Here is a 20,007-nt window from a genome sequence, read left to right on the forward strand (position 1 = left end):
GATGGCGGTGCGACAGATCTATAAAAATATGATACTTATAAAATGTTTTTAAAACCTTTGTATACAACAAATGTTTTTTCTTTGATAGAAAAGACTGTTTTTCTGAATTAAAAAATATTTTTAGAATATTTTCATTCTTGTAATTTTCTTCTAGACAGCCAGTGTCGAATTTTATACAATGAAAACGAAAAGTTTTTATTTTTGCCACAAACGGGGAGGATGGGACCATGAATATCCATGAGTATCAGGGAAAAGAGATCCTTAGAAACTATGGGGTGAGCGTTCCGAATGGAAAGGTTGCATTTACAGTAGAAGAAGCTGTAGAAGCAGCTAAAGAATTGGGAACAGATGTATGTGTCGTAAAAGCGCAAATCCACGCAGGCGGACGCGGTAAAGCCGGCGGTGTTAAAGTAGCAAAAAATTTAGATGAGGTTCGTACATACGCCGAAGAAATTCTTGGCAAAACACTAGTCACTCATCAAACAGGTCCAGAAGGTAAAGAAGTAAAGCGCTTACTTATTGAAGAGGGCTGCGATATTAAAAAAGAGTATTACATTGGACTAGTGCTTGATCGTGCAACTTCTCAGGTGGTGCTGATGGCTTCAGAAGAAGGCGGAACAGAAATTGAAGAAGTGGCTGAACAAACACCTGAAAAGATCTTTAAGGAATATATTGATCCTGCTGTTGGCTTACAAGGATTCCAAGCGCGTCGTATCGCGTTTAACATTAATATTCCAAAAGAACTGGTCAACCAAGCTGTTAAATTTATGATGGGCTTATATACTGCCTTTATCGAAAAAGATTGTTCTATCGCAGAAATCAACCCACTTGTTGTAACAGGTGATGGTAAAGTAATGGCTTTAGATGCAAAGTTAAACTTTGATTCTAACGCTTTATATCGTCATCCGGATGTATTGGCGTACCGTGATCTTGATGAGGAAGATCCAAAAGAAGTGGAAGCATCTAAATATGATTTGAACTACATTTCCTTAGATGGAAATATTGGCTGCATGGTAAATGGTGCCGGCTTAGCAATGGCGACAATGGACATTATTAAACATTACGGCGGAGATCCTGCAAACTTCTTGGATGTTGGCGGCGGTGCGACTGCTGAAAAAGTGACAGAAGCATTTAAAATTATTCTTTCTGACAAGAATGTAAAAGGTATTTTTGTAAATATCTTTGGTGGCATCATGAAATGCGATGTTATTGCAAACGGCGTAGTAGAAGCAACAAAGCAAGTAGGCCTTGAGTTACCTCTTGTTGTGCGTCTAGAAGGAACAAACGTAGAATTAGGAAAGAAAATTTTGAATGAGTCCGGTTTAAACATTACGGCTGCCGAATCTATGGCAGACGGAGCACAAAAAATCGTTTCGCTTGTAGGCTAATAGAAGGCGGGGGAGAAAGATGAGTGTATTTATCAATAAAGATACGAAAGTAATCGTACAAGGTATTACAGGAAAGCAAGGGCTTTTCCATGCGACACAGATGCTCGAGTATGGAACAAAAATTGTTGGCGGTACCTCTCCTGGTAAAGGCGGTACAGAGGTAATTGGCGTACCTGTATTTAATACGGTAGAAGAGGCAGTAAAAGCGACAGGTGCAAATGCTTCAGTTATCTACGTTCCACCTGCGTTTGCTGCAGACTCTATCATGGAAGCTGTAGATGCAGAGCTTGACTTAGTAGTATGTATTACAGAAGGTATTCCAGTACTTGATATGGTAAAAGTGAAAAAATATATGGAAGGTAAAAAGACACGCTTGATAGGTCCCAACTGCCCAGGTGTGATTACTCCAGAAGAATGTAAAATTGGTATTATGCCAGGATACATCCACATGAAGGGACATGTTGGTATTGTTTCTCGCTCTGGTACGTTAACGTACGAAGCAGTACATCAGTTGACACAAGCTGGAATTGGTCAATCTACTGCTGTTGGTATCGGCGGAGATCCTGTAAATGGTACAAATTTTATTGATGTATTAAAAGCGTTTAATGAAGATGAAGACACGCATGCTGTAATTATGATTGGTGAAATCGGCGGTACGGCTGAAGAAGAAGCAGCTGAATGGGTACGTGCTAATATGACAAAACCAGTTGTTGGCTTTATTGGTGGTCAAACAGCACCTCCAGGAAAGCGTATGGGTCATGCGGGCGCGATTATTTCTGGCGGCAAAGGAACAGCTGCTGAGAAAATCAGAGTAATGGAAGAATGTGGAATCAAAGTTGCTGAAACACCTTCTGTTATGGGCGAGACGTTAATTTCTGTTTTAAAAGAAAAAGGTTTATTTGAAACTTGCAAAGTAAACTAGAAAAGTCGGCTTCCCGTTTTGGGAGGCCTTTTCCTATGCGGGCTTATGTAGGCTCTTCGACTTATAAACAGCCGAGATGTATAGCACTTACGCAGCGGTGCTTTTTAGATTCTAGCTGAAGTTACATATCGTTCGTTTTTCTTTACTATCAAAACAGAATAGTGGTTGCTTAATGTTTATCTACGTTAACAAGGAGGAGTTCTAGTGAGACAAAGATTACTGCATTTACATACGGCTTTGGCTGATCATTGGGGAGCTATGGCTAGGCTTTTACGCTATGATCCGAATCTTAATTTCCTCTATAATCTTTCCGCACAAGAGTTTTCTCGTATTCTTCTTATCTCTCCCAAACTAAGCACCTTTCTTTTTCAACATCTGCATAGTCCTTCTCTTACCATTGTTCAAAATGATTTGCAAAGAAACAATGCTTTTTTTCTAACGATATGGGATGATGATTATCCAGATTTACTGCGTGAGATCCCTGATCCTCCGTTTGTTTTATATGGCATGGGTAAACGTGAATTGTTACATCATCCTCGTAAAATAGCGGTAGTAGGCACGAGAAAACCGTCATCATATGGGATTAGTGGCATACAATCTATTCTAGCAAAGCTTTTACAAGAAGATTGGCTAGTTGTTAGTGGCATGGCGTACGGTATTGATATGGTCGCACATCTTACTACCTTGCAATACGACAGAAGCACAATCGCTGTGTTAGGAGGAGGTTTTGATCATATATATCCGGAAAGTAATTATAAAAAATTAAAAACATGGAACAATGTATTATTATTATCAGAATACCCGCCGTCATGGCAACCGCAGCGCTGGCGTTTTCCAAAGCGAAATCGTATTGTGAGCGGTTTATCTAAAGGTGTAATTGTCGCCGAAGCACAGAGTCAAAGCGGATCTTTAATTACGGCAGATTGTGCACTTGAGCAGAATAGGGAAGTGTTTGCGCTACCAGGTCCTTTATCACTGAAGACAGCTGCTGGAACCAATCATCTCATTCAACAAGGTGCAAAGCTAGTGATGAATGCGCATGATATTCTTGAAGAGTTTTATTAAATGTACATGCATATATTTTTCTTTTTTATACAAGAAAGGTTGACAGATGTGCTATCTTTCATGGTATTTTATATTCATTCTGAATTGACAAAAAGAAGGCGAATCAATAATATTAATGAAGACTTGAATTCACCTCTTAAGGAGGAACTGGAATGTCGGATTATTTGGTAATCGTTGAGTCGCCGGCAAAGGCGAAAACGATAGAAAAATATTTAGGGAAAAAATACAAGGTAATAGCGTCTATGGGGCATGTGCGGGATTTGCCGAAAAGTCAAATGGGCATTGAAATACAAAATCGTTTTACACCAAAGTATATTACGATTCGTGGGAAAGGTCCTGTTTTAAAAGATTTAAAAACGGCTGCAAAAAAAGCAAAGAAAATTTATCTGGCTGCTGACCCTGACCGTGAAGGAGAGGCGATTGCATGGCACTTAGCGCACACGTTACATGTCGATACAACTTCAGATTGCCGTGTTGTGTTCAATGAAATTACAAAAGACGCAATCAAGGAAGCTTTTAAAAAGCCAAGAGCTATTAACACAGATTTAGTAGATGCACAACAGGCACGTCGCGTATTAGATCGTCTAGTTGGTTATAATATTAGTCCTTTATTATGGAAGAAAGTAAAAAAAGGATTAAGTGCAGGTCGTGTTCAATCAGTAGCTGTGCGTTTAATTATTGAACGTGAAAAGGAGATACAAGCATTTGTACCGGAAGAGTTTTGGACAATTAAAGCAGATTTTGTTAAAGGAAAAGACGTATTTGAGGCCGCATTTTACGGTATAGATGGAAGCAAAATAGAACTTACGACAGAAGAGCAAGTAAATGGTGTACTAGCGCGTTTGCAAAATAATGCATTTACAGTCGATACAATTACTCGTAAAGAACGCAAACGAAACCCTGCAGTTCCGTTTACGACATCCTCTTTGCAGCAGGAAGCGGCGCGTAAGCTAAACATGCGCGCGAAAAAAACTATGATGCTAGCACAGCAATTATATGAAGGAATTGAGATTGGAAAAGAAGGTACAGTCGGTTTAATTACGTATATGCGTACGGATTCTACTCGTATTTCTGAAACTGCACAAACAGAAGTACGCGGATATATTCAAGATAAATTTGGAGAAGTTTTTGTTTCTAAAGAAAAAAGAAAAGAATCCAAAGGTAATGTACAAGATGCGCATGAGGCAATTCGTCCTTCTTCAGCATTGCGTAAGCCGGATGATTTAAAAGAGTATTTAAGTCGAGATCAGTACAGGTTGTATAAACTGATTTGGGAGCGTTTTGTAGCTAGTCAAATGGCACCAGCTGTTATGGACACAATGACGGTAACGCTTACAAATAATGGTGTGCAATTTAGAGCGCATGGCTCTGTTGTCAAGTTTCCTGGGTTTATGAAGGTATATGTAGAATCCAGTGATGATGGTGCTGAAGAAAAAGATCGCATGCTACCGGAATTGGCAGAAGAAGAAACAGTTTTTTCAAAAGATATGGAACCTAAGCAACACTTTACACAGCCGCCGCCGCGCTACACTGAGGCTCGGCTAGTACGAACATTAGAAGAACTCGGTATAGGCCGTCCTTCTACATATGTGCCAACTTTGGAGACAATCCAGAAGCGAGGTTACGTGTCTCTCGATAATAAGAGGTTCGTACCGACTGAATTAGGTGAAATTGTTATTGAGCTGATTTTGGAATTCTTTCCGGAAATTATCAATATTGAATTTACCGCAAATATGGAAAATAACTTGGATAAAATTGAAGATGGACAAGCGCAATGGGTTGAAGTAATCGAAGAATTCTATCAAGGGTTTGAAAAACATCTAGAAAAAGCTGAGAAAGAAATGCGTGAAGTGGAAATTAAGGATGAGCCTGCAGGAGAAGATTGTGAAGAGTGTGGCAGCCCAATGGTATTTAAAATGGGACGCTATGGTAAGTTTATGGCATGCTCTAATTTCCCGGATTGTAGGAACACAAAGGCTATCGTCAAAGAGATTGGTGTAGCATGCCCGAAGTGTAATAAGGGGCAAATTATTGAACGTCGTAGTAATAAGAAAAAGCGTATCTTTTATGGATGTAGCGAGTTTCCTGAATGTGACTTTGTTTCTTGGGACAAACCGATTGGACGGAAATGTCCAAAATGTGAGAGAATGCTTGTTGAGAAGAAGCTAAAAAAGGGTGTACAAGTACAATGCGTCTCTTGTGACTATGAAGAGGAACAGCAAATGTGAGCCGTGTTGCTCACATTTTTTACGGAAATGTTGAAGGAAAAGGTGATTGAAATGGAAGTTAATGTAATCGGTGCTGGGTTGGCTGGTAGTGAAGCTGCCTATCAAATTGCCAAACGAGGTGTAAAAGTAAAGTTATACGAAATGCGTCCAGTAAAACAAACGCCTGCGCATCATACGGATAAATTTGCAGAATTGGTTTGTAGCAATTCCTTGCGTGCTAACAGTTTAACGAATGCAGTAGGTGTTATTAAAGAAGAAATGCGTAGACTCGATTCTGTTATCATTCGAGCGGCAGACGAATGCTCTGTGCCTGCTGGTGGTGCATTGGCAGTAGACCGTCATGAGTTTGCTGCAAAGGTAACAGAATATGTGAAAAATCATCCTAATATTACTGTAATTAACGAAGAATTGACAGAGATTCCTGCCGGTCCGACGGTGATTGCTACCGGGCCACTTACATCTAAAGCCTTATCAGAGCAACTGCAGGCGCTTACGGGTGAAGAGTACTTTTATTTTTACGATGCTGCTGCTCCGATCATTGAAAAAGACAGTATTGATATGGATAAAGTATACTTAAAATCAAGGTACGATAAAGGGGAAGCTGCGTATCTCAACTGTCCAATGACAGAGGAGGAGTTTGATCGCTTTTACGAAGCTTTAGTTAGTGCTGAAGTTGTGCCGTTAAAAGAATTTGAAAAAGAAATTTTCTTTGAAGGATGTATGCCAGTTGAAGTTATGGCAAAGCGTGGTAAGCAAACTCTTTTATTTGGACCGATGAAGCCTGTCGGCCTTGAGGATCCGAAAACAGGAAAAGTACCCCACGCGGTTGTGCAGTTAAGGCAAGATGATGCGGCTGGTACACTATACAATATAGTGGGCTTCCAAACACATTTAAAGTGGGGACCACAAAAGGAAGTATTGCAACTTATTCCAGGTTTGGAAAATGCTGAAATTGTTCGTTACGGTGTGATGCATCGCAATACATTTATCAATTCACCAAAACTGCTTCGTCCAACATATCAATATAAAGGCCGTGATGATTTATTCTTTGCAGGTCAAATGACAGGAGTAGAAGGGTATGTAGAATCTGCTGCTTCCGGCTTGCTAGCGGGTATTAATGCTGCAAGGCTCGTAAAAGGAGAAGAGTTGGTGATATTGCCTCCTGTTACAGCAATGGGTAGTATGGCTCACTATATTACATCAACAAATGCGAAAACGTTCCAGCCAATGAATGCGAATTTTGGTTTGTTTGCACCACTTGAAACAAAAGTGAAGCGAAAAGCAGAACGCTATGAAGCGTATGCTAGGCGTGCTCTAGAAACAATTCAAAATTTTGTAAATATTTAGTTAAGTTTCTTGCAAGGGCTACTGAATTGTGCTACAATTTAGTAGCCTTTCTTGCGGAAAAAGAAAAGTATGACTTTGGAAGTGCCGATTTTGCTGCTTCACTACAAGTCATTGTGCACCGATACCTTCATGGGAAGGGGAAATTTTCTTACTATGAAAAGAACGTTTGTCCTTTTCTTATCCGGAGGAGATACATGTGAGTCAAGAACAGTTGTTACAACCCTTTTTTGAATATTTGCAGATTGAACGAAACTATTCCAGGCATACAGTTATTAACTACAGTGAAGATATTAAAGATTTTTTGTTATTTATGACAACTGAAGCAATTCCGTCGTTGTTAAGTGTTACATATCAAGATGTTCGACTGTATTTAACGTTCTTACACGAGAGAAAGATGTCAAGAAGATCAGTGGCTAGAAAGCTTTCTTGTTTGCGCAGCTTATATCGTTTCTTCATCAGAGAAGGATATTGTGAGCAAAATCCATTCGCCCTCGCAGCTGCCCCAAAGAAAGAGCATGCAATACCCAAGTTTTTATATGAAGAGGAATTGCGCCATCTTTTTGAAATTGCAGATATAAGTAAACCTCTAGGTCAGCGTAATCAAGCGTTGCTAGAACTCTTGTATGCGACGGGGATACGTGTAAATGAATGCTGTGGGTTAACACTTCGCGACGTAGATTTTAATATGGAAACGATTCTTGTTACAGGAAAGGGTAATAAACAACGTTACGTACCTTTCGGGACATATGCGCGGGAAAGTTTGCAGCTGTATATTTCTCAAGGAAGGGAAGCATTACAAAAACACAGCACTGACAAATTGTTTCTGAACGCTAAAGGTGGCCCCTTAACAGATAGAGGTGTTCGATATGTACTGAGTGAGATGATAAAAAAAACATCTTTAACAGTACGTATGAGTCCACATGTGTTGCGCCATACATTTGCCACACATATGCTCAATGAAGGAGCGGACTTGCGGACGGTTCAAGAGCTACTTGGACATACGGACTTGACAGCGACACAAATTTATACGCATGTTTCAAAGGAGCGACTTCGTTCTGTATATATGCAACATCATCCAAGAGCGTAAATATAAACAGTGATGTGCTCATATAGTAATATGAGTAAATAATGTGCAAAGGAGTTTGGAAATGGGAACTTTTCATGCAACAACTATTTTTGCAGTGCAACATAATGGTCGCTGTGCAATGGCTGGTGACGGACAAGTAACGATGGGAAATGCCGTTGTCATGAAGCACACTGCGCGTAAGGTACGCAGATTGTTTGGTGGAAAGGTATTGGCGGGATTTGCCGGCTCGGTCGCAGATGCTTTTACGCTGTTTGAAATGTTTGAAAGCAAACTCGATGAGTACAATGGAAACTTGCAACGTGCTGCTGTTGAAATGGCTAAAAAGTGGCGCGGTGATAAAATGCTTCGCCAGCTTGAAGCGCTTTTAATTGTTATGAACGAACAAACGATGCTTCTTGTGTCAGGTACAGGAGAAGTGATTGAGCCTGATGATGGAATTTTAGCAATTGGCTCTGGTGGTAATTATGCGCTTTCTGCAGGGAGGGCTCTTAAGCAGTACGCAGGAGAGCGTTTAACGGCTGCCGATATTGCAAAAGCCAGTCTTGAGGTTGCGGCAGATATTTGTGTGTACACAAATTCAAATATTATTGTTGAGGAACTGTAAAGGAGGCGTATTCATATGCATTTGCATTTTACCCCACGTCAAATTGTAGAGAAACTCAATCAGTATATCATTGGTCAAGAAAACGCTAAAAAAGCGGTCGCTGTGGCCCTGCGTAACCGATACCGCAGAAGCTTGCTTGATGAAGGGATTCGCGATGAAATTGCGCCTAAAAATATTTTAATGATTGGTCCTACAGGTGTTGGTAAAACAGAAGTAGCTCGTCGCCTGGCAAAATTGATGGGTGCACCTTTTATTAAAGTTGAAGCCACTAAATTTACTGAGGTAGGATATGTAGGGCGCGATGTCGAATCAATGATTCGAGATTTAGCTGAGACATCAGTTCGCATTATTAAAGAAGAAAAAGTAGCAAGTGTACAGGACAAGGCAAAGGAGCAAGCTAATCAACGTATTTTGGAAATTTTGGTTCCGGGTCCGCAAAAGCAACATAGTTTTAAGAACCCGCTAGAGATGTTATTTGGTGGGCAAAATACAGGTAGTCAGACAGAGCCTCAACAAGAGGAAGCTACCGTGCTTCAAAAGCGTAAAGAGATGGAAAGAAAGTTAGTGGGAGGGCTTCTTGAAGATACTATCATTACTGTAGAAGTAGAGGAACAACAAAGCTCAATGTTTGATATGCTGCAGGGTACAGGTATGGAGCAGATGGGTATGAATTTTCAAGATGCACTGGGCAGCTTTATGCCAAAGCGTACGAAAAAGAGAAAACTTTCCGTAAAAGAAGCAAGAAAAGTATTGACAAATGAAGAAGCACAGCGCTTAATTGATATGGACGAAGTTACACAAGAAGCTGTTTACCGCACAGAACAGCTTGGCATTATCTTTATAGACGAAATTGACAAAATCGCTAGTAAACAATCCGGTGGTGTTGATGTTTCGCGTGAAGGCGTTCAGCGAGATATTCTTCCAATTGTGGAGGGGTCTACCGTCTCAACAAAGTATGGCCCAATTAAAACAGATCATATCTTATTTATTGCAGCCGGCGCTTTTCATATTTCAAAACCTTCGGATTTAATTCCGGAGTTACAAGGAAGATTTCCAATTCGCGTTGAGTTGACGAAGCTTTCTACGGAAGATTTTGTGAAGATCTTAACTGAGCCTGACAATGCTCTGTTAAAGCAATATAAGGCATTGCTGGCAACTGAAGGTATAGAAATTGAATTTTCTGACGAAGCTATTCGTAAAATAGCTGAGATTGCCTATCAAGTAAACCAAGATACGGACAATATCGGAGCAAGAAGATTGCACACTATTATGGAAAAGCTTTTGGAAGACTTATCGTTTGAAGCTTCAGAAATTACGATGGAACATATTAAAATTACCCCTCAATACGTAGAAGAGAAGTTGGCGACAATAGCAAGAAACAAAGATGTAAGTCAATTTATCTTGTAACGCATGGTCCAGTTAGTTCGTCCCGGTTTCCAAACACAAGAAAATATCTCGAAATTTTAGGAGGAAAAAGGTATCATGGCTTTATTAGAGAGAACAAGAAAGATTAATGCATTGTTACAACAGGCAGCAGGAAAACCTGTTAATTTCCGTGAAATGGCGGACACTTTATGCGAAGCAATTGAGGCAAATGTTTTTATTGTAAGTCGCCGTGGAAAATTACTTGGTTATCAAGTTCATGAACAAATTGAAAATGATCGTATGAAGAAAATGTTTGAGGAACGTCAGTTTCCAGAAGAGTATACAAAAAGCTTATTTAACATCACTGAAACATCTGCAAACCTTGATGTAGAGAGTCAATACACTGCATTTCCTGTTGAAAACAAAGAATTGTTTAAAACAGGCTTGACAACAATTGTTCCAATTGTTGGCGGCGGTGACAGACTAGGTACGCTAGTTCTTTCGCGCTTGCATGACTCATTCTCAAATGATGATTTAATCTTAGGGGAATATGGTGCAACGGTAGTAGGAATGGAAATCTTACGTGAAAAAGCAGAAGAAATTGAAGAAGAAGCTCGCAGTAAAGCGGTTGTGCAAATGGCTATCAGCTCGTTGTCTTATAGTGAGCTGGAAGCGATTGAGCATATTTTTGATGAATTAAATGGTACTGAAGGGCTACTTGTTGCAAGTAAAATTGCCGATCGTGTAGGTATTACGCGCTCTGTAATCGTAAACGCGTTGCGTAAATTGGAGAGTGCAGGCGTCATCAAGTCTCGTTCTTTAGGTATGAAAGGCACATATATTAAAGTCTTAAATGACAAATTTTTACTTGAACTTGCAAAACTAAAAGCAAACTAATATAAAGCCTCTCCGCTGCAGGAGAGGTTTTTTTGATTTGATGCCGAAAAAAAGGCTATACTGATAGTGAGCTGTAACTTAAAAGATAGGTTATTGTAGAATTAACAGACTTTCGACTTGATTGTCGTATCGTGTTATGCTATATTAATCAATGGTGTGAATACACAACACACGTTCACAGATTTAAGTGCTGGTGCTGCAGTTGCGGTTGTACTTAGAGATGAAGTGGACGGAGGATAAAAAAACCATTTCAGGAGGAACAAATCATGTCAGTAATTTCTATGAAGCAATTGCTTGAAGCTGGTGTACACTTCGGTCACCAAACTCGTCGTTGGAACCCAAAGATGAAGCGTTATATCTTTACAGAGCGTAACGGCATCTACATCATCGACCTTCAAAAAACAGTTAAAAAGGTTGAAGAAGCTTACAACGTAATGAAAGAGTACGCTGCAAACGGCGGTACAATTCTTTTCGTAGGTACAAAAAAGCAAGCACAAGATGCTATTAAAGAAGAAGCAATTCGTGCAGGTATGTTCTACGTTAACCAACGTTGGTTAGGTGGTACGTTAACAAACTTCCAAACAATTCAAAAGCGCATTAAGCGTTTGAAAGACATTGAGAGAATGCAAGAAGACGGCACTTTCGATGTACTTCCTAAAAAAGAAGTTGTTCAGCTTAAAAAAGAATTAGAGCGTCTTGAGAAATTCTTAGGCGGCATCAAGGACATGAAACAAATTCCTGATGCGATTTTCATCGTTGACCCTCGCAAAGAGCGTATTGCAGTTGCGGAAGCTCGTAAATTGAACATCCCTCTAATCGGTATTGTTGATACAAACTGTGATCCAGACGAAATTGATCATGTAATCCCTGCAAACGACGATGCAATTCGCGCTGTAAAACTTCTTACATCTAAAATGGCAGACGCAATCCTTGAAGTGAAACAAGGGGAAGAAACTGTTACTGCGTAAGAAAGCTGAAAGGTGATAAGAGGTAATGCCTTTTATCACCTTTTTTTACACGATAACACATGCTTTTATATACATAAAATAGGAGGCTGAAAACTATGGCAGTTACTGCACAAATGGTAAAAGAACTTCGCGAAAAAACAGGCGCGGGTATGATGGATTGTAAAAAAGCGTTGACTGAAACAAACGGAGATATGGAAAAAGCAATTGATTTTCTTCGTGAAAAAGGTATTGCAAAAGCTGCAAAAAAAGCTGACCGCATCGCTGCTGAAGGTTTAACGTATGTTGAAGTGAACGGAAATGAAGCAGTGATTCTTGAGGTTAACTCTGAAACAGATTTCGTTGCGAAAAACGAAGGTTTCCAAACGTTAACAAAAGAACTTGCAGCACATTTGCTAGCTAAAAAACCAGCTACTGTAGAAGAAGCTCTTACACAAACAATGGAAAACGGTACAGTAGTAGAGGAGCACATCAACACAGCAATCGCTAAAATTGGTGAAAAGCTAACACTTCGTCGTTTTGAAGTTGTAACAAAAGGTGACAATGATGTATTCGGTGCTTACCTTCATATGGGCGGTCGCATCGGTGTATTGACGCTTCTTGAAGGAACAACTGATGAAGTTGCTGCGAAAGATATCGCTATGCACATCGCTGCTGTAAATCCTAAATATATTGATCGTAGCGCAGTAACAGAGGAAGAAATTGCTCGTGAGCGTGAAGTGTTAACGCAACAAGCTCTTAACGAAGGCAAACCTGAAAACATCGTTGCTAAAATGGTAGAAGGTCGTCTTGGCAAATTCTTTGAAGAGATTTGCTTACTTGACCAATCTTTCATTAAAGACCCAGATATGAAAGTGCGTAAATTTGCTGAGTCTAAGGGCGCAACTGTAAAGTCTTTCGTGCGTTATGCTGTAGGAGAAGGTATTGAAAAGCGTCAAGACAACTTCGCTGAAGAAGTAATGAACCAAGTAAAAGGTAACAACTAATACAAACGAGGGGACACATGGTGTTCCCTTTTTTAAAATAAAGATGTACGGAGGTTCGTTATGCAAGCGAAATACAATCGTGTCGTGCTCAAGTTGAGCGGAGAAGCATTGGCTGGGGAGCACGGCTTTGGAATCAATCCGGCTGTGATTAAGTCTGTAGCACAGCAAGTAAAAGAAGTAGCAGAACTAGGTGTAGAAGTTGCTGTAGTAGTTGGCGGTGGCAATATCTGGCGTGGAAAAACAGGAAGCGAAATGGGTATGGATCGCGCAAATGCGGATTACATGGGAATGCTCGCTACGGTTATGAACTCTTTGGCTCTTCAAGATAGCTTAGAGAATTTAGGTATTCAAACACGTGTGCAAACGTCTATTGAAATGAGACAAGTTGCAGAACCTTATATTCGTCGTAAAGCAATTCGTCACCTAGAGAAAAAACGTGTTGTAATTTTTGCAGCAGGCACAGGTAATCCTTATTTCTCTACAGATACAACAGCTGCATTGCGCGCTGCGGAAATTGAAGCAGATGTTATCTTAATGGCAAAAAATAATGTTGATGGCGTATATACTGCAGATCCATCTTTAGATGATACAGCTACAAAGTATGATACATTAACATACTTAGATGTATTAAAAGAAGGTCTAGGTGTAATGGATTCCACGGCTTCTTCTTTATGCATGGATAATGATATCCCGTTAATTGTGTTTTCTATTATGGAAGAAGGTAACATAAAACGAGCGGTTCTTGGTGAAAATATTGGAACAATTGTGAGGGGGAAATAATAATGGCACAGCAAGTATTAACGAATGCAAAAGATAAAATGGACAAAGCAGTCTCAGCATTTTCTAGAGAACTTGGTACAGTTCGCGCTGGTCGTGCGAGTGCATCTGTTTTAGAAAAGATTACAGTCGACTATTACGGTGCACCAACACCAGTTATTCAATTGGCAAACATTACCGTACCAGAAGCGCGTTTATTAGTAATTCAACCATACGATAAGTCTTCTATCAGCGACATTGAAAAAGCAATTCTAAAATCAGACCTTGGCGTTAACCCAACAAACGATGGAACTGTAATTCGTATTGCATTCCCTGCACTAACAGAAGAGCGTCGTCGTGAATTGGTAAAGGTTGTTAAGAAATATTCTGAAGATGCAAAAGTCGCTGTCCGCAACGTACGTCGTGATGCAAACGATGAATTAAAGAAACTTGAAAAAAACGGTGAGATTACAGAAGATGAATTGCGTGGACATACAGACACCATTCAAAAAGAAACTGATAAGCACATCGTAAAAATTGACGAAATCGCAAAAACAAAAGAGAAAGAAATTATGGAAGTATAACTTATACTTTTGGCATGACCCTCTGCGTAAGGGGGTCTTTTTACACTTTTAAGGAATACCTGAGCTCGTGGAGGGTTTCAATATGTTAAAGAAGTTTTTCTTTCGAGAGCAAAATCAATCGTTTGAAGAGATGGTAAAAGAGGCTAAGAAAGGCGATGTTCCTGAGCATATCGCTATTATTATGGATGGCAATGGTCGCTGGGCAAAGCGCAAAGCAATGCCACGTATTGCCGGACATCATGAAGGAATGAAGGTCGTTCGGAAAATCACAAAATTCGCTAATGAAATGGGTGTAAAAGTACTTACACTATATGCGTTTTCTACAGAAAATTGGAAACGTCCGAAACAAGAAGTAGATTTTCTCATGAAGTTACCTCAGGAGTTTTTAGGAACCTTTTTACCGGAACTAGTAGAAGAAAATGTACAGGTTCGATTAATTGGCCATGAACAAGGTCTGCCTACACATACGCGTGCTGCCATTAAAAAAGCGATGAATGACACAAAAGATAATACCGGTTTAATTTTAAATTTTGCGTTAAACTATGGTAGTCGTGATGAAATGGTTTATGCCATCCGAAATTTGGTTACAGCTAGTAAGGAGGAAAACTTACATCCAGAAGAGATTACCGAAGAAATGGTTTCCTCTTACTTAATGACAAAGAACTTGCCAGATCCAGATTTACTTATCCGAACAAGTGGTGAAATTCGTATCAGCAATTTTATGCTTTGGCAAATTGCGTATACAGAGCTTTGGTTTACGGATGTATTCTGGCCTGATTTTACGGAAGAACATTTGCTTGAAGCAATTTTGAACTTCCAACAAAGAGGACGTAGGTTCGGAGGGGTATAAGAAAGCGAGGTATCGTTTATGAAGGAGCGAATTATTACAGCGCTCATTGCAATTGCTGTGTTTGTACCAGTTGTATGGTACGGGGGGGCCGTGTTCACCATTGCTATTTATGCACTAGCGTCAATTGGTTTATTTGAGCTTATTAGAATGAAAGGGCTGTCACTTGTTTCTCTTCCTACTATGCTAACAGGATTGTTGCTGTGGCTTATTTTAATACCAAGTCATGTCAACTTGTTTAGCGGTCTTGAAATCAACAAGGTTGAGATTACATTTATCATTGTGCTATTGTTGCTATCATATACAGTCCTGTCTAAGAATACATTTACTTTTGATGATGCTTCCTTTTTGTTAATGACTACTATTTACGTAGCGATGGGCTTTTACTATATGAATGAAACACGTAGCAGTGGACTTGAGTATATTTTTTATGCGTTTTTTATCATTTGGGCCACAGATACAGGAGCTTATTTTATAGGCAAAGCAATAGGAAAACGGAAATTGTGGCCAGAGATTAGTCCCAACAAAACGGTAGAAGGGTCGGTAGGCGGTATCCTTTGTGCAGTAGTAATTGCACTTATATATAATGCCTTCGTGCCGATTAGTGACCATATTTTCTTTTTAATTGCTGTTACTGTAGCGGTCTCTGTCTTTGGACAAATTGGTGACCTGGTTGAATCAGCATTTAAGCGCCATTATGGTGTCAAGGATTCTGGTAAAATCTTGCCGGGGCACGGCGGTATTTTAGACCGATTTGATAGCTTGCTGTTTGTACTGCCGCTGTTACACTTTTTGCATTTCATTTGAGGAGCTGTTTGTAATGAAGAAAATCAGTTTACTGGGGGCGAGCGGCTCCATTGGAACGCAAACGATTGACGTTATTCGGGAACATAAAGATGTATTTCAGCTTACAGCATTTTCTGTCGGGCGTAACGTAGATTTTGCTCATCAGTTACTAGCTGAGTTTTCACCGGAAATTGTGTCTGTACAACACAAAGAAGATGCAGAACGGTTGCGTTCCATTGCTGGCAACACTAAAGTTGTATATGGTGAAGAGGGTTTAGTCGAGGTGGCTGTGCACGATGCGGATGTACTTGTTAACGCAGTAATGGGTAGTGTCGGGCTAGTTCCAACACTACGTGCTATTGAAACCAAAAAACCGATTGCGATTGCGAACAAAGAAACACTTGTAACCGCAGGACATCTCGTTACAGCTGCTGCACGTCAAGCGAATGTACCGCTTATTCCGGTAGATAGTGAACATTCTGCTATTTTTCAAAGTTTAAACGGTGAAAACTACAATTGCATTGAAAAGCTGATTTTAACAGCGTCAGGTGGTAGCTTCCGTGACAAGACGCGTGATGACTTACACTATGTGACAGTGGAAGATGCACTTAAGCATCCTAATTGGTCAATGGGAGCAAAGATTACCATTGACTCAGCCACTATGATGAATAAAGGTCTTGAGGTAATTGAAGCACATTGGCTGTTTGGTGTAGATTATGAAAATATTGAGGTGTTATTACATAAGGAAAGTATTATTCATTCCATGGTAGAATTCTCAGATCGAAGCGTGATTGCGCAGCTTGGTACACCGGATATGCGAGTACCTATTCAATATGCACTGACTTATCCGAATCGTTTACCACTTTCAGGAAAATCGTTGCGATTGTGGGAAGTTGGCGCACTGCATTTTGAGCAGATGAACCTAGAAAGATTTCGTTGCTTGGATTTTGCTTTTCAAGCAGGTAAAACAGGCGGTAGTTTACCTACTGTTATGAATGCTGCAAATGAGGCAGCTGTTGCGGCGTTTTTAGACAAGAAAATCAGTTTTTTACAAATTGAAGATTTAATTGAAAAAGCAATGCAACGACATGTCGTTGTACACAATCCGTCCTTAGAAGAAATTTGTACGGTTGATGAAGAGACCAGAAGATTTGTGCTGGAACAAATTTAGAAAAGGTGGTTATGGAAGTGAATACAGCGATTGCCTTTATCGTAGTTTTTGGTGTACTTGTTTTCTTTCATGAGCTGGGTCATTTATATTTTGCTAAGCGCGCAGGTATTCTGTGTCGTGAATTTGCAATCGGTTTTGGACCTAAAATTTTTTCCTTTACCAAAAATGAAACAGTCTACACCATTCGCCTTTTACCTCTTGGTGGTTATGTACGTATGGCAGGAGAAGATCCTGAGACAATTGAGTTAAAACCTGGGACAAAAGTAGCGTTGCTATTAAACCGAGGTGGTGCTGTAGAAAAGATTGTGCTCAATAACATAGATCGCTATCCAAATGCACGCATATTGGAGATTGAGCATGCTGATCTTGAGCATAAGCTAACAGTTACTGGCTATGAAGAATATGAAGATGCACCGCAAACATTTGCAGTAGATGAAAAAGCACGTTATGTGACTGGAGGAGAAGAAGTTCAAATTGCACCGTACCACCGCCAATTTACATCTAAATCCTTAGGGCAACGTGCACTTACCATCTTTGCTGGACCTGCTATGAATTTTATTTTAGCGTTTATTTTGTTCATGATTATTGGGCTTGTACAAGGAATTCCGGTGGATAGACCAGAAATTGGACAATTAGTAGAGAATGGGGTTGCTGATAAAGCAGGTCTACAAGAAGGCGATGAAATTCGTACAATTAATAAAGTACAGATGCAATCTTGGAAAGATGTAACAACACTCATTCGGAAAAACCCTGGTAATGAATTAACAATGGATATTACACGTGATAATCAACATCTTACTGTAAGTGTGATACCTGCTGCAGAGCAGGAGGGAAATGAAGAGGTAGGACGAATTGGTGTGTATCCACCTGTGGAAAAATCATTGTTAGGTTCGGTTAAGTTAGGCTTTGAACAAACAATTCGCATGACACAACTTGTATTTGTTTCTTTAGTACAATTGATCACAGGACAATTCTCTATTGATGCATTGTCAGGTCCCGTCGGTATTTATAATTTAACAGGTGAGGTTGCCAAATCAGGACTTGTTAATTTATTAGGTCTAACTGCTGCCCTAAGCGTCAATCTAGGCTTGTTTAATTTGCTTCCAATTCCTGCACTTGACGGAGGAAGATTGATGTTTTTCCTTGTAGAAGCATTGCGAGGAAAACCATTGGATAGACAAAAAGAAGGAATGGTCCATTTTGTTGGATTTGCGCTTCTTATGCTTTTGATGTTGGTTGTTACATGGAATGATATTAAAAAATTCTTTTTATAAGTTGAACTTGGATAAAGAGGTGCGAATATAATGAGACAAAGTATGATCTTCAGCCCGACGCTTCGCGAAGTGCCGGCTGACGCCGAGGTGAAAAGCCACCAGTTGTTATTGCGAGCAGGGTTTATGCGTCAAAATGCGTCTGGTATTTATAGCTTCTTACCTCTTGGTTTAAAGGTATTGCATAATGTGGAGAAAATTATCCGCGAAGAAATGGAGCGCGCTGGCGCAATGGAGCTTTTAATGCCAGCCCTTCAACCAGCAGAATTATGGGAAGAATCCGGTCGTTGGTATTCTTACGGTCCGGAACTGATGCGTATGAAAGACAGACATGAGCGTGATTTTGCTCTTGGTGCCACACACGAAGAGGTGATTACAGCACTTGTTCGTGATGAGGTTAAATCCTACAAGCGCTTGCCGCTGACTTTATATCAAATTCAAACAAAGTTTCGTGACGAAAAAAGACCTCGTTTTGGTTTGCTACGTGGTCGCGAGTTTTTAATGAAGGATGCGTATTCCTTTCATGCATCGCAGGAAAGCTTAGATGAAGTATACGATCGTCTCTTTCAAGCATATACAAATATCTTTAGTCGCTGCGGCTTGAATTTCCGCGCCGTTATCGCAGATTCCGGTGCAATGGGCGGAAAAGATACGCATGAATTTATGGTGCTATCGGATATTGGCGAAGATACAATTGCGTACTCTGATACATCTTCTTATGCTGCAAATATTGAAATGGCACCAGTGGTCGCTACATATGAAAAAAGCACAGAAGTTGTACAGGCTGCCAGAAAAGTAGAAACACCAAATCAAAAATCAATTGCTGATGTATCGAAGTTTTTACAGCTTGATCCTACAAAATGTTTTAAGTCCATGATCTTTAAAGTAGATGACAAATTTGTTATGGTTCTTGTGCGCGGGGATCATGAAGTAAATGATATCAAAGTGAAAAACTTATACGGTGCTTCTATGGTTGAACTTGCAAGTGCGGAGGAAGTACAGAAGCTTATGAACTGTACAGTTGGTTCACTTGGACCAATTGGAGCGCCAGCAGACTTGGAGATTATTGCGGATCATGCAGTTGGTGCTATTGTTAATGGATGTTGTGGTGCGAATGAAGAAGGTTATCATTACATCAATGTTAATATTGACATTGATTATAAGGTAGCGCAGTTTGCAGATCTTCGCTTCATTCAAGAAGGGGACCTATCCCCAGACGGACAAGGTGTTATTAAATTTGCACAGGGTATTGAAGTTGGTCATGTGTTTAAACTTGGTAAACGCTATAGTGAAGCAATGGGTGCAACGTATCTCGACGAAAATGGTAAAACACAATCTATGATTATGGGTTGCTATGGAATCGGTGTGTCGCGTACAGTTGCAGCAATTGCTGAGCAACATAATGACGAATATGGTTTAAAATGGCCTGCAGCTGTTGCACCGTTCACTGTACATGTGATTCCTGTTAATGTGAAAGTGGATACACAACGTGAAAAAGCAGAGAAGATTTACGAAGCATTACTAGCAGAAGGTTATGACGTACTATTGGATGATCGTCAAGAGCGTGCGGGTGTAAAGTTTGCCGATGCTGATTTATTTGGATTCCCAATTCGCATTACAGTAGGTAAAAAAGCAGAGGAAGGCATTGTAGAGGTAAAGGTTCGCCAAACAAATGAGTCACAAGAGATGGCAATCGAAGAACTTTCCACCTATATCAAAAATATTATAAAATAGACAA

At 40.0% G+C, this 20,007-nt stretch carries 19 protein-coding genes; all 19 read left to right on the forward strand.

Annotated features, from left to right (window positions below; translation table 11 throughout):
- Nucleotides 1–227 precede the first annotated feature (227 nt).
- The 19 genes from sucC (at nucleotide 228) to EEJ45_RS04840 (ending at nucleotide 20,003) form a co-directional block, all read left to right on the forward strand.
- Nucleotides 228–1,388 (forward strand): ADP-forming succinate--CoA ligase subunit beta, encoded by a 1,161-nt coding sequence (sucC, locus tag EEJ45_RS04755; RefSeq protein ID WP_124563652.1) that lies wholly within the window; start codon nucleotides 228–230, stop codon nucleotides 1,386–1,388.
- Nucleotides 1,389–1,407: 19 nt separating this feature from the next.
- Nucleotides 1,408–2,310 carry a succinate--CoA ligase subunit alpha gene (gene sucD / locus EEJ45_RS04760; protein ID WP_124563653.1) on the forward strand — a complete coding sequence of 301 codons (903 nt, stop codon included), beginning with the start codon at nucleotides 1,408–1,410 and terminating at the stop codon, nucleotides 2,308–2,310.
- A gap of 258 nt (nucleotides 2,311–2,568) precedes the next feature.
- Nucleotides 2,569–3,375, forward strand: a complete 807-nt coding sequence (dprA, locus tag EEJ45_RS04765; protein ID WP_124563811.1) for a DNA-processing protein DprA — start codon at nucleotides 2,569–2,571, stop codon at nucleotides 3,373–3,375.
- 152 nt (nucleotides 3,376–3,527) lie between these two features.
- Nucleotides 3,528–5,603 carry a type I DNA topoisomerase gene (topA, locus tag EEJ45_RS04770; protein ID WP_124563654.1) on the forward strand — a complete coding sequence of 692 codons (2,076 nt, stop codon included), beginning with the start codon at nucleotides 3,528–3,530 and terminating at the stop codon, nucleotides 5,601–5,603.
- A gap of 51 nt (nucleotides 5,604–5,654) precedes the next feature.
- On the forward strand, nucleotides 5,655–6,950 hold the full coding sequence (trmFO, locus tag EEJ45_RS04775; RefSeq protein WP_124563655.1) for an FADH(2)-oxidizing methylenetetrahydrofolate--tRNA-(uracil(54)-C(5))-methyltransferase TrmFO: 1,296 nt from the start codon (nucleotides 5,655–5,657) through the stop codon (nucleotides 6,948–6,950).
- A gap of 196 nt (nucleotides 6,951–7,146) precedes the next feature.
- Nucleotides 7,147–8,037 (forward strand): tyrosine recombinase XerC, encoded by an 891-nt coding sequence (gene xerC / locus EEJ45_RS04780; protein ID WP_124563656.1) that lies wholly within the window; start codon nucleotides 7,147–7,149, stop codon nucleotides 8,035–8,037.
- 61 nt (nucleotides 8,038–8,098) lie between these two features.
- On the forward strand, nucleotides 8,099–8,641 hold the full coding sequence (gene hslV, locus EEJ45_RS04785; protein ID WP_124563657.1) for an ATP-dependent protease subunit HslV: 543 nt from the start codon (nucleotides 8,099–8,101) through the stop codon (nucleotides 8,639–8,641).
- A 15-nt stretch (nucleotides 8,642–8,656) separates the two neighbouring features.
- A complete protein-coding gene (gene hslU / locus EEJ45_RS04790) occupies nucleotides 8,657–10,048 on the forward strand; it encodes an ATP-dependent protease ATPase subunit HslU (RefSeq protein ID WP_124563658.1) in 1,392 nt (463 codons plus the stop codon).
- A gap of 75 nt (nucleotides 10,049–10,123) precedes the next feature.
- Nucleotides 10,124–10,903, forward strand: a complete 780-nt coding sequence (gene codY / locus EEJ45_RS04795) for a GTP-sensing pleiotropic transcriptional regulator CodY (RefSeq protein ID WP_124563659.1) — start codon at nucleotides 10,124–10,126, stop codon at nucleotides 10,901–10,903.
- A gap of 117 nt (nucleotides 10,904–11,020) precedes the next feature.
- The gene (locus tag EEJ45_RS18830; RefSeq protein WP_278017899.1) at nucleotides 11,021–11,143 is read left to right on the forward strand and encodes a hypothetical protein; all 123 of its coding nucleotides are present in this window, start codon (nucleotides 11,021–11,023) and stop codon (nucleotides 11,141–11,143) included.
- 26 nt (nucleotides 11,144–11,169) lie between these two features.
- Nucleotides 11,170–11,871, forward strand: a complete 702-nt coding sequence (rpsB, locus tag EEJ45_RS04800; protein WP_124563660.1) for a 30S ribosomal protein S2 — start codon at nucleotides 11,170–11,172, stop codon at nucleotides 11,869–11,871.
- Between the two features lie 95 nt (nucleotides 11,872–11,966).
- Nucleotides 11,967–12,854: a translation elongation factor Ts gene (tsf, locus tag EEJ45_RS04805; protein ID WP_124563661.1), complete on the forward strand. Its 888-nt coding sequence runs from the start codon at nucleotides 11,967–11,969 to the stop codon at nucleotides 12,852–12,854.
- A gap of 60 nt (nucleotides 12,855–12,914) precedes the next feature.
- On the forward strand, nucleotides 12,915–13,634 hold the full coding sequence (gene pyrH, locus EEJ45_RS04810; protein ID WP_124563662.1) for a UMP kinase: 720 nt from the start codon (nucleotides 12,915–12,917) through the stop codon (nucleotides 13,632–13,634).
- A 2-nt stretch (nucleotides 13,635–13,636) separates the two neighbouring features.
- Nucleotides 13,637–14,194, forward strand: a complete 558-nt coding sequence (gene frr, locus EEJ45_RS04815) for a ribosome recycling factor (protein ID WP_124563663.1) — start codon at nucleotides 13,637–13,639, stop codon at nucleotides 14,192–14,194.
- An 82-nt stretch (nucleotides 14,195–14,276) separates the two neighbouring features.
- Entirely contained in the window at nucleotides 14,277–15,044 is a 768-nt protein-coding gene (locus EEJ45_RS04820) for an undecaprenyl pyrophosphate synthase (RefSeq protein ID WP_124563664.1), read from the forward strand.
- An 18-nt stretch (nucleotides 15,045–15,062) separates the two neighbouring features.
- Nucleotides 15,063–15,848 (forward strand): phosphatidate cytidylyltransferase, encoded by a 786-nt coding sequence (locus EEJ45_RS04825; RefSeq protein ID WP_124563665.1) that lies wholly within the window; start codon nucleotides 15,063–15,065, stop codon nucleotides 15,846–15,848.
- A 13-nt stretch (nucleotides 15,849–15,861) separates the two neighbouring features.
- On the forward strand, nucleotides 15,862–16,998 hold the full coding sequence (gene dxr / locus EEJ45_RS04830) for a 1-deoxy-D-xylulose-5-phosphate reductoisomerase (protein WP_124563666.1): 1,137 nt from the start codon (nucleotides 15,862–15,864) through the stop codon (nucleotides 16,996–16,998).
- A gap of 17 nt (nucleotides 16,999–17,015) precedes the next feature.
- A complete protein-coding gene (rseP, locus tag EEJ45_RS04835; protein WP_124563812.1) occupies nucleotides 17,016–18,272 on the forward strand; it encodes an RIP metalloprotease RseP in 1,257 nt (418 codons plus the stop codon).
- Between the two features lie 30 nt (nucleotides 18,273–18,302).
- The gene (locus EEJ45_RS04840) at nucleotides 18,303–20,003 is read left to right on the forward strand and encodes a proline--tRNA ligase (protein ID WP_124563667.1); all 1,701 of its coding nucleotides are present in this window, start codon (nucleotides 18,303–18,305) and stop codon (nucleotides 20,001–20,003) included.
- The last annotated feature ends 4 nt before the right edge of the window (nucleotides 20,004–20,007 follow it).

Origin of the sequence: Ectobacillus antri (genome assembly GCF_003852715.1) — a bacterium.
Lineage (GTDB): Bacteria > Bacillota > Bacilli > Bacillales > Bacillaceae_G > Ectobacillus > Ectobacillus antri.

What these genes read in the sequence shown, in the direction of transcription:
- sucC (WP_124563652.1), top strand. Translation starts at nt 228, where the DNA reads ATGAATATCCATGAGTATCAGGGAAAAGAGATCCTTAGAAACTATGGG.
- sucD (WP_124563653.1), top strand. Translation starts at nt 1,408, where the DNA reads ATGAGTGTATTTATCAATAAAGATACGAAAGTAATCGTACAAGGTATT.
- dprA (WP_124563811.1), top strand. Translation starts at nt 2,569, where the DNA reads ATGGCTAGGCTTTTACGCTATGATCCGAATCTTAATTTCCTCTATAAT.
- topA (WP_124563654.1), top strand. Translation starts at nt 3,528, where the DNA reads ATGTCGGATTATTTGGTAATCGTTGAGTCGCCGGCAAAGGCGAAAACG.
- trmFO (WP_124563655.1), top strand. Translation starts at nt 5,655, where the DNA reads ATGGAAGTTAATGTAATCGGTGCTGGGTTGGCTGGTAGTGAAGCTGCC.
- hslV (WP_124563657.1), top strand. Translation starts at nt 8,099, where the DNA reads ATGGGAACTTTTCATGCAACAACTATTTTTGCAGTGCAACATAATGGT.
- hslU (WP_124563658.1), top strand. Translation starts at nt 8,657, where the DNA reads ATGCATTTGCATTTTACCCCACGTCAAATTGTAGAGAAACTCAATCAG.
- codY (WP_124563659.1), top strand. Translation starts at nt 10,124, where the DNA reads ATGGCTTTATTAGAGAGAACAAGAAAGATTAATGCATTGTTACAACAG.
- rpsB (WP_124563660.1), top strand. Translation starts at nt 11,170, where the DNA reads ATGTCAGTAATTTCTATGAAGCAATTGCTTGAAGCTGGTGTACACTTC.
- tsf (WP_124563661.1), top strand. Translation starts at nt 11,967, where the DNA reads ATGGCAGTTACTGCACAAATGGTAAAAGAACTTCGCGAAAAAACAGGC.
- pyrH (WP_124563662.1), top strand. Translation starts at nt 12,915, where the DNA reads ATGCAAGCGAAATACAATCGTGTCGTGCTCAAGTTGAGCGGAGAAGCA.
- frr (WP_124563663.1), top strand. Translation starts at nt 13,637, where the DNA reads ATGGCACAGCAAGTATTAACGAATGCAAAAGATAAAATGGACAAAGCA.
- EEJ45_RS04820 (WP_124563664.1), top strand. Translation starts at nt 14,277, where the DNA reads ATGTTAAAGAAGTTTTTCTTTCGAGAGCAAAATCAATCGTTTGAAGAG.
- EEJ45_RS04825 (WP_124563665.1), top strand. Translation starts at nt 15,063, where the DNA reads ATGAAGGAGCGAATTATTACAGCGCTCATTGCAATTGCTGTGTTTGTA.
- dxr (WP_124563666.1), top strand. Translation starts at nt 15,862, where the DNA reads ATGAAGAAAATCAGTTTACTGGGGGCGAGCGGCTCCATTGGAACGCAA.
- EEJ45_RS04840 (WP_124563667.1), top strand. Translation starts at nt 18,303, where the DNA reads ATGAGACAAAGTATGATCTTCAGCCCGACGCTTCGCGAAGTGCCGGCT.